This window comes from Arthrobacter sp. NPDC058127, assembly GCF_042884555.1.
GTDB lineage: Bacteria > Actinomycetota > Actinomycetes > Actinomycetales > Micrococcaceae > Arthrobacter.
The window spans coordinates 61,406-74,981 of sequence record NZ_JBHVTT010000016.1; the positions used below are offsets into that span (position 1 = coordinate 61,406).

Consider the following 13,576-nt stretch of genomic DNA (forward strand, 5'->3'; position numbering starts at 1 on the left):
CCCGGGTCTCCCTTAGGAAGCAGCAGGACGCGACAGACCGAAGAGGACGGGGAGATCGGCGATGTCGGTAATCCGCTCGTAGCCGAGCCAGTGCTCGTCGTGTTCGAAGCCGCGGTCGACATACACCTTGTTCTTGATGCCCATGATGGCCGCGGGGCGGTGGTCGTACATCGGGCTCGCAGAGACGTGCACGATCTCATCCGGTGTCACGCCAAGCTTGTCGAACATGTACTCAAACGCACCGAGCCGCGGCTTGTACATCCCCATCTGCTCGGCGCTGATGATGGTCTCGAACGGGGCCTTGAGGTTATCCGCAAGGCGCACAGCATGGGCGGTGTCGCTGTTCGTGATGATGACCAGCGGAACCGCCTCAGCCAGGCGGTTCAATGCCTCGGTGACACCCGGGTACGGGCCAAAAGAGGGGACAATCTCATAAACCGCCCGTGCGTCGGCCGCACGGAACTCCAGACCGAGCCGACGCGAGGCGCGTTCCATCGAGTCGGCGACGATCTGGTGGAACGGCTTGTACTCGCCCGTGCACTCATCGATGCGGTACGCCTTGCAGGCCCGCAGGTAATCATCGGCGAGCTCGGCCGGCAACCGGTCACCCAGTACCTCACGGATCGCATCGTTGATAGCGAACTTAATCAGCGTTCCGTTCATGTCGAACGTAACGAACTTCGGCTTGGTTTCGAATTCGAATGCCATGTGATCCTCCAATAAATCGCTTCGTCGATTGTCGACGAGACGAGCTCGGTTGCTGTCGATTGTCGACGATACTCTTCACGTTTGTCGATTGTCAACGATTTTCGGAATCTCGATCCAAGAAAACACCGACGAGGCTACCGGCATTCGGTTCTGCATCTGGCGTTCGGAGTGGCTCTCCGGGGGCTGACTGCGGTGCCTTTCGTTACGTCAGGGCACACATCGGATTTGATGCTGGACACGCATGTTGCCGGGCCTTAATGCCGACAGCGCTACTGGGTCGCCAAGGCGGGCGCGTCAGTTACACAGACGTTGGACTGCGCCGGCGCTCCCCCGCAGGGTAACTCCCCTGGAACCCGCCCCGTCATGTCGTCTCCGCTTCAGGCAACCATGAACCTATAGGACAGCAGAACGCTGTCGAAGCTGAGGAAAGGAAAGAAGCCGGCTACACGAACGGCTAAGCACAACTACACACACGGTGTGGACACGTCAGAGGCCCAAAAAGGGCCCCGGACATGGGAAAACGTGCCCAAGGTGGGACTCGAACCGCATTCCCGCTCTTGGAAACACTGGGAAGTCCAGAAAACATGCGGAGCACGGGCCGGTCCGGTCCGGTGGCAGTACGACCCAGTCCGAAGCGAAAGGTGTTGACACTGTCACCACACCCTCGCTTCCAGCTTCCGAACCGGCACCGAGCGCGACCGAGGTGTTCAAACGTACCGGAACGGGCTGCCGGGTCAGGCGATCTGGATCCGGTCGTCTCCGAGTTCAACCTCGACACGAAGCCGGCCACCGACGGCTTCAACGTATTTCCGCAAGGTATCGACCTGGGCGCGGTCGATGTCGCCCTGCCCGATGCGGGACACTTTGTTCTGGCTGACGCGCAGACGCGCAGCCAACACGACCCGTGTCAGATCCGATGCTTCGCGGAGCTCCCGAAGCAGGTACCCCCGGACCTCACAGGCTCTAAATCTTAAGTGCTATATCCACGGCTTCTTTCGGCGCTTGTTCGTCGCTTATTTCCTCGCGAACTTTTGAACGACGCCGGTTCCCCAAAGTTGCACGCCGACCCGCGCGTCCGGCCGGGGTCCGGATATCAGAACGACACCCAAACTCGACGAAGGCCCCCGTACCAGCAGCGCCAATGATCTTCTTCCCGAAATCTTGCCGCACAACAGATCCTGTCCACAAAAATGGAGGAAGTACAACTTTTCAAGTACCAATCAGATGCAGGTACCGACAATCTCAGACTCTTAGAGAGAAAATATTGTAGTCTCTTCAGAATTCACGTAATCTGGGTCACATGGAACAGGCCATGAAGACACGAGGGCGTTACGCCAAGACCGCGGAGCGGCGCGCGGCTGTTGCCCAGGCCGCGCTGGAGATCATCCGCGGGAAGGGGCACAAAGCCCTGACCACCGCAGAGGTCGCGTCGGCGGCGGGCATGAGCGAAACTGCGCTGATGTACCACTTCCCGACCCGCGACCACGTCCTGGTCGCGGCCATGGAGCTCGCCGACGAGGAGATCGGCTCGCGCATGACGGCCGAGTCCGTGGCGGCCGAGCTTGTCTCCGGTGACTGGGATCCCGCGGGAACGGCGCGCCTGGTGCTCACGGAGGGGAACACTGTCCGCCTCCTCCTCGCTCTCGAGGCGGACGCCCCGAATCCGGAGCACCCGGCGCACCCGTACATGAAGAAGCACAACGAGAACGCCATCCTCGCCTTCGCTGCCGCCGTGAAACGGCGTCAGGCCGAAGGGCGTGCACGTCCTGGCCTCGACCCGATGGGCACGGGACGGCAGATGATGGGGCTCTGGAGCGGCCTACGGGCGCAGTGGCTCGTGGACCCCTCGTTCGATTTCGCCAACGAAGTCGCAGCGGCCTTCCGCGCCCTCACGGGCGAAGCAGCCATGGACACGAAGAAGAAGATCGAAGATCTCATCGCGACGATCTGAACAACGCACCGCAACACCTGTTCCCCGTGTCGCGGGGACGTGGACCCGCGATCAACTGCAACGACGCAAAGGAATCACTATGACCGCTGAAGACCGGTTCGCCGGAAAGACCATCATCGTCACGGGCGCCGGCTCCGGCATCGGACGAGCCACCGCCGTCCGGCTCGCCGAAGAGGGCGCCCGGCTCATCGTCTCCGATGTGGTCGCCGATCGGCTCGACGAACTCAAGACATCACTCCCCGGAGTGGACGTCAGGACCGTAGTCGGCGACGTCTCCGACAACCGAACGGTCGACGCGATCGCCGATGCTTGCGAAGGCCGTCTCGACGGCCTGGCGAACATCGCAGGGATCATGGATGGCTTCCTTCCCGTCGGCGAGATCGACGACGAGACATGGGACCGGGTGATGCGCGTCAACGTCACGGCCCCGATGCGCCTGACGCGCGCCGCCCTGCCGCTCCTCATCGAGTCCGGAAGCGGTTCGATTGTGAATGTCGCCTCCGAAGCCGCCCTCCGCGGATCCGCGGCAGGTGCCGCTTACACGGCATCGAAACACGCGGTCATCGGACTGACCAAGAACACGGCGTTCATGTACGGCCCCCAAGGCGTGCGGGCCAACGCCGTGGCGCCGGGTGCGGTCGCCACGAACATCGAAGCAGCGGTCCGCAGCGAATTCGCCGCCGGCCGGATCTTCCCTTTGATGCGGGCCATCGCCTCCCCCGTCGCGGACGCGGAGAGGCTCGCCGCAGCAATCACCTGGCTGTTGAGCGAGGACTCACTCAACATCAATGGAGCTATCCTGCCCAGCGACGGCGGCTGGTCAGCCGCTTAACCGGGCAATCAGCCGGGACTCAATTTGAAACGATCCAAAGTGCGGCCGGGCCACCGCGAAAGCACCTCCTGCGGTCCGGAGCGAAGCATTCCTCCGAAACCGTTAGTAGCCCCGAAAAAGTCGACGGCGGACCCGACACTCCGCCCGCGGCTGCGCCTTACACTCATCTTCCGAAACCACGAATCCAGAACCACGATTCCGCGGCCGCGCCGCGGAGAAAGAGACTGCCATGAACGACTTCCCGCCCGGCTTCCTTTGGGGCGCCTCCACTGCACCTCACCAGATCGAGGGCAACAACATCAACAGCGACTGGTGGCTTCAGGAGCAGACCGTCCCCGGCATGGAACCCAGCGGGGACGCCATCGACAGTTACCACCGGTACGCCGAGGACATGGAGCTGCTGGCCGACGCGGGCCTCAACGCGTACCGCTTCGGTATCGAGTGGGCCCGGATCGAGCCGCTCCCTGGCCGGTTCTCCCGCGCCGAGCTCGCCCATTACCGCCGGATGATCGATACCGCCCTCGGACTCGGGCTCACCCCGGTCGTGACCCTGAACCATTTCACCACCCCGCAGTGGTTCGCCGACGAGGGAGGATGGCTCGGCGAGAGGGCGATCGAACGGTTCACCGCCTACGTCACCGAGGCAACCACGATCCTGGACGGCGTCCCCTGGGTGGTCACGATGAACGAACCAAACATGCTCGCCATGATGGCGACCATGCGCGGGATGATGACGGCCGCCCCCGCAGCCCAGCAGGACTGGCAGAGCCCCACCGTGGATCAGGACCCTCGGCCCCAGCTTCCGCCACCGGACCCGCAGATCGGCGCCCGCCTGGTCGAGGCGCACCGGGCCGCCCGCGACATCGTCCGCGCCCGCACGGACGCCAAGGTCGGTTGGACGATCGCGAACCGGGCGTTCGTCGCACGCCCCGGAGCCGAAGAGAAGAAACGGGAACTTGAGTACGTCTGGGAGGACCTCTACCTCCACGGATCAGCGGGCGATGACTTCGTGGGCGTCCAGTCCTACTCCAGCCAATGGGTCAACGAACAAGGCATCGAACCCCACCCGGCCAGCCCGGAGAACACCCTGGTCGGTACGGCCTACCGTCCGGACGCGATCGGCATCGCGATCCGCCACACCGCCGACGTCACCGGCGGGATCCCGATTCTCATCACCGAGAACGGCATCGCCACGGCCGATGATGCCCGCCGTATCGCCTACACCGGCGAAGCGCTCCAGCACGTGTCCGAGGCCATCGCGGACGGCATCGATGTCCGCGGATACCTGCACTGGACGCTTCTGGACAACTACGAGTGGGGCCACTGGGAGCCCACCTTCGGACTCGTGAGCGTCGACCGGCAGACGTTCGTCCGCACCCCCAAGCCGAGCCTCGCCTGGCTCGGATCCGTCGCCCGGGCCGGCGCGCTCAGCGCCCTCGCCCACTGACCCTCAAGGAGTTCTTCAATGCTGAAGCCCCTGGCAACCGCCACCCGTGAACTCGTCAACCTCGACGGCCTGTGGCTGTTCGGCCTCGACGGCACGCTCGGCCCGGAGCCGTGGAAGTCACGGCTCGAAACCCGATTGGAGGCGGCCGTCCCCGCCAGCTACAACGACCTGTTCGCCGAGCAGAAGATCCGCGACCATGTCGGCCTGGTCTGGTACCAACGCACGGTCCGCGTCCCCCGCGGCTGGTCGGACCAGCGCATTGTGCTCCGTTTCGACGCCGCAACCCACGCCGCTGCCGTCTACGTCGATGACACCCTGGTTGCGGAGCACGTCGGCGGATACACGCCCTTCGAAGCGGACCTGACCGGGCTCATTGCCCCCGGGACGGAATTCCGCCTCACCGTCGCCGTCGACAACCGGCTCACCAACATCACCATCCCGCCCGGGAAGCTGACCGTCGGCGCCGACGGGCAGGAAAGGCAGACGTACTTCCACGACTTCTACAACTACGCCGGCCTTGCCCGCTCCGTCTGGCTCTACAGCACCCCCCGGTCGCACCTCACCGATATAACGGTGACCACGGACGTCGTCGACGGCGGCACCGGGCTAGTGAGCTACCGACTGGCTACCAGCGAACCGGCCCCCGCGAGTATGCGGCTCATCGACGAGACAGGGAACACGGTCGCCACAGGCGAAGGACACTCCGGCACGCTCCGGGTCGAGGACGCCGTGCTGTGGAGGCCGGGAGCAGCATACCTCTACCGCCTGGAGGTCGAGATCCATGACGGGTGGCACGTCGTCGACGCCTACGAACTCCCCGTCGGGATCCGCACGGTCGCCGTCCAGGGCGAACAGTTCCTCATCAACGGCGAGCCGTTCTACTTCACCGGCTTCGGCAAGCACGAGGACACCGCCATCCGCGGCAAAGGCCACGACAACGCCTACCTCGTCCACGACTTCCGCCTCCTTGACTGGACCGGCGCAAACTCTTTCCGCACCTCCCACTACCCCTACGCCGAGGAAGTCATCGAGTTCGCGGACCGGCACGGGATCGTGGTCATCGACGAGACCGCCGCCGTCGGACTCAACCTCGCCGTGGAGGCCGGACTGACGGGACAGCCGCCCCGACCCACGTTCTCCCCGGAGACAATCAACGACCAGACCCAGGCCGCGCACGCCCAGCATCTACGTGAGCTCATCGACCGGGACAAGAACCACCCCAGCGTCGTCATGTGGTGCGTCGCCAACGAACCCTCCTCCAACGAGGACGGGGCAAGGGAATACTTCGAACCGCTCATCAAGCTCACCCGGGAGCTCGACCCGACGCGCCCGGTGACCACGACGGCGGTCATCTTCGCCACGAGCGAGAACGACCGCCTCGCGGACCTCGTCGACGTCATCTCCCTCAACCGCTACTACGGCTGGTACGTCGCCACCGGCGATCTCGAGACCGCCGAGAAGCTCCTCGAGGCCGATCTGCGCGGCTGGGCCGCGAAGCACGGCAAGCCCATCATGATGAGCGAATACGGCGCCGACACCATCGCCGGCCTCCACTCCGTCCTGGACACCCCGTGGACCGAGGAATTCCAAGCAGGCTTCCTCGCCATGAACCACCGTGTCTTTGACCGGATCCCCTCATTCGTCGGAGAACACGTCTGGAACTTCGCCGACTTCGGCACCGGCCCCGCGATCCACCGTGTGGACGGGAACAAGAAGGGCATCTTCACCCGGGACCGCAGACCCAAGACCGCCGCGTTCGCGCTCCGCGAGCGATGGACGGGCCTCCACGGCCGCAAGCCAGGCTCAATCACCGCACAAAACGGGCAGCACCAAACCACGGCACCTGATTTCACCCAGGAACCGGCCCTGTCGACGCCCGCAGGCGCCCAGCGCTCATAGCAGCCACAAGCTCACCGTGGGGGCGGCATCCCCGCCGCCCCCACCCCACCAGTCACCAATCCCTGCCGCAGCAAAAATACGTCGCGCACACCGTACCCAGACAAAGGAGTCATCATGGTCAAGCCCAGCTACGGGGACCTACCACCCAAAGAAGCGGAATCCGCGGTCCTCACGGACGCAGGTTCCCGGCAAGGACCCCCCGCCGGTATCCCCGACATCGAGGCGCCGGCGCTGAAGACGGCCAGTGCCAGCTACCTGACGCTGATATCGTTGGCGAATTTCGGCGTCGCGATGGCGTTCATCGTCCCGATGTCCTACTCACTTGCCGTCCGCATCTCCCAGCTCGCCCCAGGCCACGAAGAGCTGCTCGGCTACGTCACCGGAACGGCACAGTTCATCTCCATCGCCGCCAGTCCCCTCGTCGGCGTCTGGAGCGACCGTTTTCGCTCCCGCCTCGGCCGCCGCACCCCTTTCATGATCGGCGGAGCCCTCCTCGGCATCCTCGGACTCCTCGGCATCTCCCTGGCACCCAGCGTGCTCCTCATCGGCCTCGGCTGGGTCTTCGGACTCTTCGGCTGGGCGGCCGCGGGCCAGGCCATCTTGAACCTCCAGGCCGACCGGATTCCCGAGGAACAGCGAGGCAAGATTTCGGCATTCAGCGGGCTGTCGGCCCAAATCGCCCCCGTCCTCGGAATCGGCATCGCCTACGCCGTCTCCTCCAGCACCCTGCTCGTCTTCCTTGTCCCCGGCCTCGTGGGTCTTGCACTGGTGGCTCTCTTCTCGCTCGTCAAGCGCGAAGGCAGCTCCGTGGGCCTCGTCCACAACAGCACCGTCACCGTCAAGGCCCTCCTGACCAGCTACACCTTCAGCCCCCGCAAGCACCCGGACTTCGGCTGGAACTGGCTGGGCCGCTTCATCTTCTTCATGGGCCTTTACTTCAACACCACCTTCGGCAGCTTCTTCTACGCCCAGCGCCTGGGCCTTCCCATCAAGGAAGTCGCCGGAACCGTCGCCCTGATCGGCATGCTCGGCATCGTCGCCGCCACCGCAGGCGCCCTCACCGGAGGGTTCCTCTCCGACAAGCTCCGTCGACGCAGGCTGTTCGCTTTTCTCGGCGGCCTGCTCTTCCTCGCCGGCGGCATCACCGAAGCCTACGCCCATTCCTTCATCACCCTGCTCGTCGGCGCACTCATCATGCAGTGCGCGATCGCCCTCTTCAGCGCGGTGGACCAAGCCATCATCTTCGCCGTACTACCGGACCGGGCACAGGCCGGACGCTACCTCGCCGTCGTCGGATTCGCACAACGGATCCCCAGCGCAATAGCACCCCTCCTGGCGCCCTTCATCATCGTCCTGGGGGCGGCCGGGGCCGAGAAGAACTACACCGCCCTCTACCTCACCGGCGCCGCGCTGGCTCTCCTGGGAAGCCTCATCATCCTCCTGAAGATCAAATCCGTGCGCTGAGCAACGACCTGCCACCCCAACACGCCAACCAACAAGAGAGCCGAAACACCCATGGGCAACACGCTCAAAACCCCGCCAGACCTGGCACAGAACCCCGCCGGAACAGCACCCGTCAAATGGACGGCCGCCTGGATTTCACCGGCCGAGTCCGAACCAACTGCCGCCCAGGACGAGCGCGGGGCCTACATCCTCCGCAGGTCATTCGACCTTCCCGCCCGTCCCGCCGCAGCCACGCTCTACGCAACCGCCCTTGGCGTCTACGAGGTGTTCCTCAACGGAATCCGGGTGGGAGACATCGAACTGGCACCCGGTTCCACCAGCTACGACGAAACCCTGTACGCCCAGAAGTATGACGTCGCGGAACTCCTCATCCCCGGTGGCAACCGGATCGACGTCGTCCTCTCCGACGGCTGGTTCCGCGGCAGGAACAGCGGCGCCCAGCGCCGGAACGTCTGGGGCAACACCACCGCCGCCCTCGCACAACTCGAAATCGACCTCGGATCCGGTGCGGGAATGACCCTGGGGACCGACCGGGACTGGATCACCCTGCCCAGCCCCATCGTGCGGGCGGACCTCATGACGGGTCAGACCACTGACTTCCGCATCGATCCGGACCGCGCCGAACCCGGCCCGGTCCGGGTCGGCGTCGTCACGCCACCTACCCCTTCCCGGTCACCGGCCCCGCCCGTGCGCCGCGTCGAGGAACGCAAGCCGGCGGCCCTGACCCGGCTTCGGGACGGGGTCTCGATCCTCGACGCCGGCCAAAACCTCTCCGGATGGGTCAGGCTGACCAGCTTGGGGCCCGAAGGAACGGAGACGGTGCTCGAGTTCGGCGAGCACCTCGACGCCGGCGGCGACCTGACAACCGCCCACCTGGACATGAAAACACCACAAGGCGGGCTGCTCGAATTCCGCCAGACCGACCGCGTCATCGCCGGAAAGAGTCCCGGCGTCTTCGAACCTCGGCACACAGTCCACGGCTTCCGCTATGTCCGGGTGACCCATCCTGGACGCGAGCTCTCCATCGATGACTTCACGGTCGTCGTCGTCCACTCGGACCTCGAACGCCGCGGGTGGTTCAGGTGCAGCGACCCGGACCTGGAACGACTCCACGAAGCGGCCCTCTGGAGCTTCCGCAGCAACATCGTGGACGTCCCCACCGACTGCCCCACCCGCGAACGCTCCGGATGGACCGGCGACTACCAGGTCTTCGCCCCTACCGCCGCCATGCTCTACGACGTCCACGGCTTCTCCCGCAAATGGCTCCAGTCCGTGCGCGACGACCAGTGCGACGACGGTCTCCCCGCAGCATTCTCCCCCGACTCGGCACGGATCAGGCACCATCCCGGCAACCCCTCGCGGGTCATGGGCGGATCCGCCGGCTGGGGCGATGCCACAGTGCTCGGCCCGTGGTCCATCTACGAAGCGTACGGAGACACGGAGCTTCTGGCGGAAAGCTGGGACTCGATGACCCGCTGGGTCGACTACGCGCTCCATCTCGCCAAGACGGCCCGCCACCCGTCCCGTATCGCCCGCTCAGAGACACCGCTCCCCCACGAGCAGTACATCTGGGATGCCCCCTTCCACTACGGAGAATGGCTCGAGCCCAAACGCCGCCGGGCAGACGGGTCCCTCATCGACCCCATGGCCGAAAATCCCTACGCCTACATGAGCGCGGACCGTGGCGAGGTCGGCACCGCCTTCCTGTACCGCACCACCAAGACACTCAGCCGGATCGCCGGAATTCTCGGCCATACCGAGGCGGCCGAGCGGTACCGAAGGGTCGCTGAAAGTGTCAGGGAGGCCTGGCAGACCGAGTTCCTCACCCCGGGAGGGCACACCCGCGAAGACACCCAGGGCGCCTACGTCCGAGCCCTGGCCTTCGGCCTCATCCCCGGACCGCTCAGGGAAGCGGCCACCGAACGCCTGGTCCAGCTCATCCACGACGCCGGCGACAGACTCGGCACCGGATTCCTCTCCAGCGGCCTGCTCCTTCCCGTCCTCGCAGCGTACGGCCACACCGACCTCGCCTACCGACTGCTGCTCCGGCGCGGGACACCGTCGTGGCTCGGCATGCTCGAACGGGGCGCCACCACCGTCTGGGAGGACTGGGAAGGCATCGACGAGCGAGGTGTCGCGCATGAATCGCTCAACCATTACAGCAAGGGAGCCGTCATCCGCTTCCTCCACGAATACCTCGTAGGCCTCCGACAGGCCCCCGACTCAGCCGGATGGGAACGATTCGACATAGAACCCCGCCCCGGCGGCGGCATCACCTCAGCCAGCTTCGACTTCATCTCCCCCCAAGGCCGCATCGACGTCGCGTGGGAGATCGCAAACGAGGAGTTCCGCATCGACTTCACCGTCCCCCAAGGAACCTCAGCCCGCCTCACCCTGCCAGACGGGACAAGCACCGCCTACACGTCAGGAACGCACTTCGCATCCTGCCCCGCCCCGATATTTTCCAACATCTGAAAGGACCCACATGACTTACGCCGTCCCGGAGGTCTCCGACAGAACCTTGAAAGAACTGCTGTCCTTGAAAGGCCGCCGGGCCGTCGTCACCGGCGGCGGCCGCGGACTGGGCAAGGCCATCGCCACCCGGCTGGCAGAAGCCGGTGCCGACCTCCTCATCGGAGACCTCGACGAAGAATCCGCACGCCAGGCTGCGACAGAACTACGGGACCGTTACGCCGTGGCCACCTGTGGCATGCGGATGGACGTCACCGACACCACATCAGTCGCCGGCGTCGTGCAGGTCGCGGCCGCGCGGCTGGGCGGGATCGACATCTGGGTCAACAACGCTGGCATCTTCCCCAGCGTGCCCCTGCTGGAGATGACCGACTCCCTCTGGGACGAAGTCTTCGCCGTCAACTCCCGCGGTGTCTTCGTCGGCGCACGCGAAGCCGCCCGGCACATGACAGCCGCCGGGAACGGCGGCGTGATCATCAACGTCATCTCCACCGCCGGCTTCCGCGGCACCGCACCGGGCCTCTCGGCCTATGTGAGCTCGAAGCATGCAGCACGCGGCATGACACGCCAACTCGCGCTTGAACTCGCACCGTATGGAATACGCGTCCTCGGCGTAGCACCCACCTATATCCCCACCGAAGGAAACCAGATCGCCGCGTCATCCCAACCGATGCCCACGGATGCGCTTCCCGCCATGATGCTCACCAGCCGCCTTGGACGCATCGGTGTGCCCGACGACATCGCCCGCGTCGCCCTGTTCTGCGCCTCCGATCTCTCAGCCTTCATGACCGGAAGCACGCTGCTCGCCGACGCCGGCGAAACACTCTGAAAACACTGCAACCACAACGCTTCTGGCGCCCCTGCCACTCACATCTTTAAAAGAAGGAATGTCTCCTCAATGCTCAAACCGCAAATATCCCCCACCCGCGAGCTCATGAGCCTCGACGGACTCTGGCGCTTCGCGCTTGACGCGACGGCAGGCGACGAGCCCTGGCGGGAGACGCTCCGCACCGAGCTGGAGGCGCCGGTGCCGTCCAGCTACAACGACGTGTTCGCAGATCGGGACATCCGCGACCACGTCGGATGGGCCTGGTACCAACGCACGGTTCGCGTCCCCCGCGGCTGGGCCGGGGAACGCATCAAGATCCGAGCGGACGCCGCCACCCACGAAGGCAAGATCTTCGTCAACGACGCCCTTGTCGCCGAGCATGTCGGCGGGTACACCCCATTCGAAGCGGACGTCACATCCCTCGTCGACGCCGGTGAAGAGTTCCGTCTCACCATCGGTGTCAACAACGAGCTCACGAAATCGACGATCCCGCCGGGGTTCGTCACCGTGACCGACGACGGTCGCCGTCAGCAAAAGTACCTGCACGACTTCTTCAACTACGGCGGCCTCGCAAGATCGGTATGGCTCTACAGCATCCCGCCCATCGGCGTCGACGACATCACCGCCGTCACGGACATCGACGGCACGACCGGAGTCATACGATACGACGTCGCCGTCGACGGCGACGCGGATGTCCGCGTCAGCGTGCGCGACACTGCCGGAAAGCTCGTCGCGCAAGGACATCAAGCCGCGGGGGAACTTCGCATCCCGGACGCGGTGCTCTGGCAGCCGGGAGCCGCATATCTCTACGATCTCGTCGTCGAGGCCGTGGACGGGGACCGCGTCATCGACTCGTATTCCCTGCCGGTCGGGGTACGAACCGTCGAGGTGCAAGGCACCGAACTCCTCATCAACGGCAAGCCGTTCTACTTCCGAGGCTTCGGGAAGCACGAAGACAGCGCCGTTCGCGGAAAAGGGCACGACCCGGTATACATGGTCCATGACTTCCGCCTGATGGACTGGACCGGTGCCAACTCGTTCCGCACCTCGCACTACCCCTACGCAGAGGAAGTGCTCGCCTACGCCGACCGGCACGGCATCGTCGTCATCGACGAGACCGCGGCCGTGGGCCTCAACCTCGCCATCGCGGCAGGGATGCACACCGGCGCAACCCAGGTGACGTTCTCCCCCGAGACGTTCAACGATGAAACGCGAGCAGCCCACGCGCAGGCAATCCGTGAGCTCATCCACCGCGACAAGAACCATCCCAGCGTCGTGATGTGGTGCATCACCAACGAACCGGCCTCCTTCGAAGACGCCGCACGGGACTACTTCAAACCGCTCGTGGACCTGACCCGCGAACTCGACCCCTCGCGCCCCGTCACGTTCGCCAACCTGGTCTTCGCGACGTTCGAGACCGACAAGATCGCGGACCTCTTCGACGTGATCTGCCTCAACCGGTACTACGGCTGGTACGCAGACTCAGGCGACCTCGTGAGCGCGGAAGCTCACCTCGAGGCAGAACTACGCGGCTGGGAGCGCGCCTTCGGGAAGCCGCTGATCATCACCGAGTACGGGGCAGACACCCTGTCGGGAGTGCATTCCGTCCTCGACCAGCCATGGACCGAGGACTACCAAGTCGCCCTCCTCGACACTTACCACCGGGTCTTCGACCGGATCCCCGCAGTCATCGGCGAGCAAGTGTGGAACTTCGCCGACTTTCAGACCACTAGCGGCGCGTTCCGCGTTGACGGCAACCGGAAGGGTGTCTTCACGCGCGACCGTCGCCCAAAGGCGGCCGCCCGCATCCTTCGCACACGATGGCGCAAACAATCCTCGGATGCTGAACCGCGCTGACTCGGCTTTCCAATCGACCAAGCCCGCGCCGCCGCTATTATGTCGAGCGGTCCGACCGCTGGGTGTGCTGAATGAACTGTTCACCGAGAGTTGGACTGACCAAGTAAGAACCGCAAG

At 64.9% G+C, this 13,576-nt stretch carries 10 protein-coding genes; 8 read left to right on the forward strand and 2 right to left on the reverse strand.

The features are described 5' to 3' along the window. Nucleotides 1–12 precede the first annotated feature (12 nt). Both ACFVTG_RS18440 and ACFVTG_RS18445 read right to left on the reverse strand, forming a co-directional pair. Nucleotides 13–708, reverse strand: a complete 696-nt coding sequence (locus ACFVTG_RS18440; RefSeq protein WP_390282326.1) for a haloacid dehalogenase type II — start codon at nucleotides 706–708, stop codon at nucleotides 13–15. Nucleotides 709–1,442: 734 nt separating this feature from the next. Further along, nucleotides 1,443–1,649, reverse strand: coding sequence for a helix-turn-helix domain-containing protein (locus ACFVTG_RS18445; RefSeq protein ID WP_390282397.1), 207 nt, complete (start codon nucleotides 1,647–1,649; stop codon nucleotides 1,443–1,445). A 371-nt stretch (nucleotides 1,650–2,020) separates the two neighbouring features. Here ACFVTG_RS18445 and ACFVTG_RS18450 point away from each other — a divergent pair, with 371 nt between their 5' ends. The 8 genes from ACFVTG_RS18450 to uidA (ACFVTG_RS18485) all read left to right on the forward strand — a co-directional run bounded on the left by ACFVTG_RS18450 (nucleotide 2,021) and on the right by uidA (ACFVTG_RS18485) (nucleotide 13,459). Further along, nucleotides 2,021–2,659 (forward strand): TetR/AcrR family transcriptional regulator, encoded by a 639-nt coding sequence (locus ACFVTG_RS18450; RefSeq protein WP_390282327.1) that lies wholly within the window; start codon nucleotides 2,021–2,023, stop codon nucleotides 2,657–2,659. A gap of 79 nt (nucleotides 2,660–2,738) precedes the next feature. Beyond that, nucleotides 2,739–3,491, forward strand: coding sequence for an SDR family NAD(P)-dependent oxidoreductase (locus ACFVTG_RS18455; RefSeq protein WP_390282328.1), 753 nt, complete (start codon nucleotides 2,739–2,741; stop codon nucleotides 3,489–3,491). A 229-nt stretch (nucleotides 3,492–3,720) separates the two neighbouring features. Continuing rightward, nucleotides 3,721–4,938: a glycoside hydrolase family 1 protein gene (locus ACFVTG_RS18460; RefSeq protein ID WP_390282330.1), complete on the forward strand. Its 1,218-nt coding sequence runs from the start codon at nucleotides 3,721–3,723 to the stop codon at nucleotides 4,936–4,938. Between the two features lie 18 nt (nucleotides 4,939–4,956). Further along, nucleotides 4,957–6,837 carry a beta-glucuronidase gene (gene uidA / locus ACFVTG_RS18465; RefSeq protein WP_390282331.1) on the forward strand — a complete coding sequence of 627 codons (1,881 nt, stop codon included), beginning with the start codon at nucleotides 4,957–4,959 and terminating at the stop codon, nucleotides 6,835–6,837. A gap of 114 nt (nucleotides 6,838–6,951) precedes the next feature. Next, nucleotides 6,952–8,301 carry an MFS transporter gene (locus tag ACFVTG_RS18470; RefSeq protein ID WP_390282332.1) on the forward strand — a complete coding sequence of 450 codons (1,350 nt, stop codon included), beginning with the start codon at nucleotides 6,952–6,954 and terminating at the stop codon, nucleotides 8,299–8,301. 51 nt (nucleotides 8,302–8,352) lie between these two features. Further along, nucleotides 8,353–10,776, forward strand: coding sequence for a family 78 glycoside hydrolase catalytic domain (locus tag ACFVTG_RS18475; RefSeq protein ID WP_390282333.1), 2,424 nt, complete (start codon nucleotides 8,353–8,355; stop codon nucleotides 10,774–10,776). 10 nt (nucleotides 10,777–10,786) lie between these two features. Continuing rightward, nucleotides 10,787–11,602 (forward strand): SDR family NAD(P)-dependent oxidoreductase, encoded by an 816-nt coding sequence (locus tag ACFVTG_RS18480; protein WP_390282334.1) that lies wholly within the window; start codon nucleotides 10,787–10,789, stop codon nucleotides 11,600–11,602. 69 nt (nucleotides 11,603–11,671) lie between these two features. Then, nucleotides 11,672–13,459, forward strand: coding sequence for a beta-glucuronidase (gene uidA, locus ACFVTG_RS18485; RefSeq protein ID WP_390282336.1), 1,788 nt, complete (start codon nucleotides 11,672–11,674; stop codon nucleotides 13,457–13,459). The last annotated feature ends 117 nt before the right edge of the window (nucleotides 13,460–13,576 follow it).

Coding starts and splice junctions, on each gene's coding strand:
- ACFVTG_RS18470 (WP_390282332.1), top strand. CDS start 6,952: ATGGTCAAGCCCAGCTACGGGGACCTACCACCCAAAGAAGCGGAATCC.
- ACFVTG_RS18475 (WP_390282333.1), top strand. CDS start 8,353: ATGGGCAACACGCTCAAAACCCCGCCAGACCTGGCACAGAACCCCGCC.
- ACFVTG_RS18440 (WP_390282326.1), bottom strand. CDS start 708: ATGGCATTCGAATTCGAAACCAAGCCGAAGTTCGTTACGTTCGACATG.
- uidA (WP_390282331.1), top strand. CDS start 4,957: ATGCTGAAGCCCCTGGCAACCGCCACCCGTGAACTCGTCAACCTCGAC.
- ACFVTG_RS18450 (WP_390282327.1), top strand. CDS start 2,021: ATGAAGACACGAGGGCGTTACGCCAAGACCGCGGAGCGGCGCGCGGCT.
- ACFVTG_RS18480 (WP_390282334.1), top strand. CDS start 10,787: ATGACTTACGCCGTCCCGGAGGTCTCCGACAGAACCTTGAAAGAACTG.
- ACFVTG_RS18460 (WP_390282330.1), top strand. CDS start 3,721: ATGAACGACTTCCCGCCCGGCTTCCTTTGGGGCGCCTCCACTGCACCT.
- uidA (WP_390282336.1), top strand. CDS start 11,672: ATGCTCAAACCGCAAATATCCCCCACCCGCGAGCTCATGAGCCTCGAC.
- ACFVTG_RS18455 (WP_390282328.1), top strand. CDS start 2,739: ATGACCGCTGAAGACCGGTTCGCCGGAAAGACCATCATCGTCACGGGC.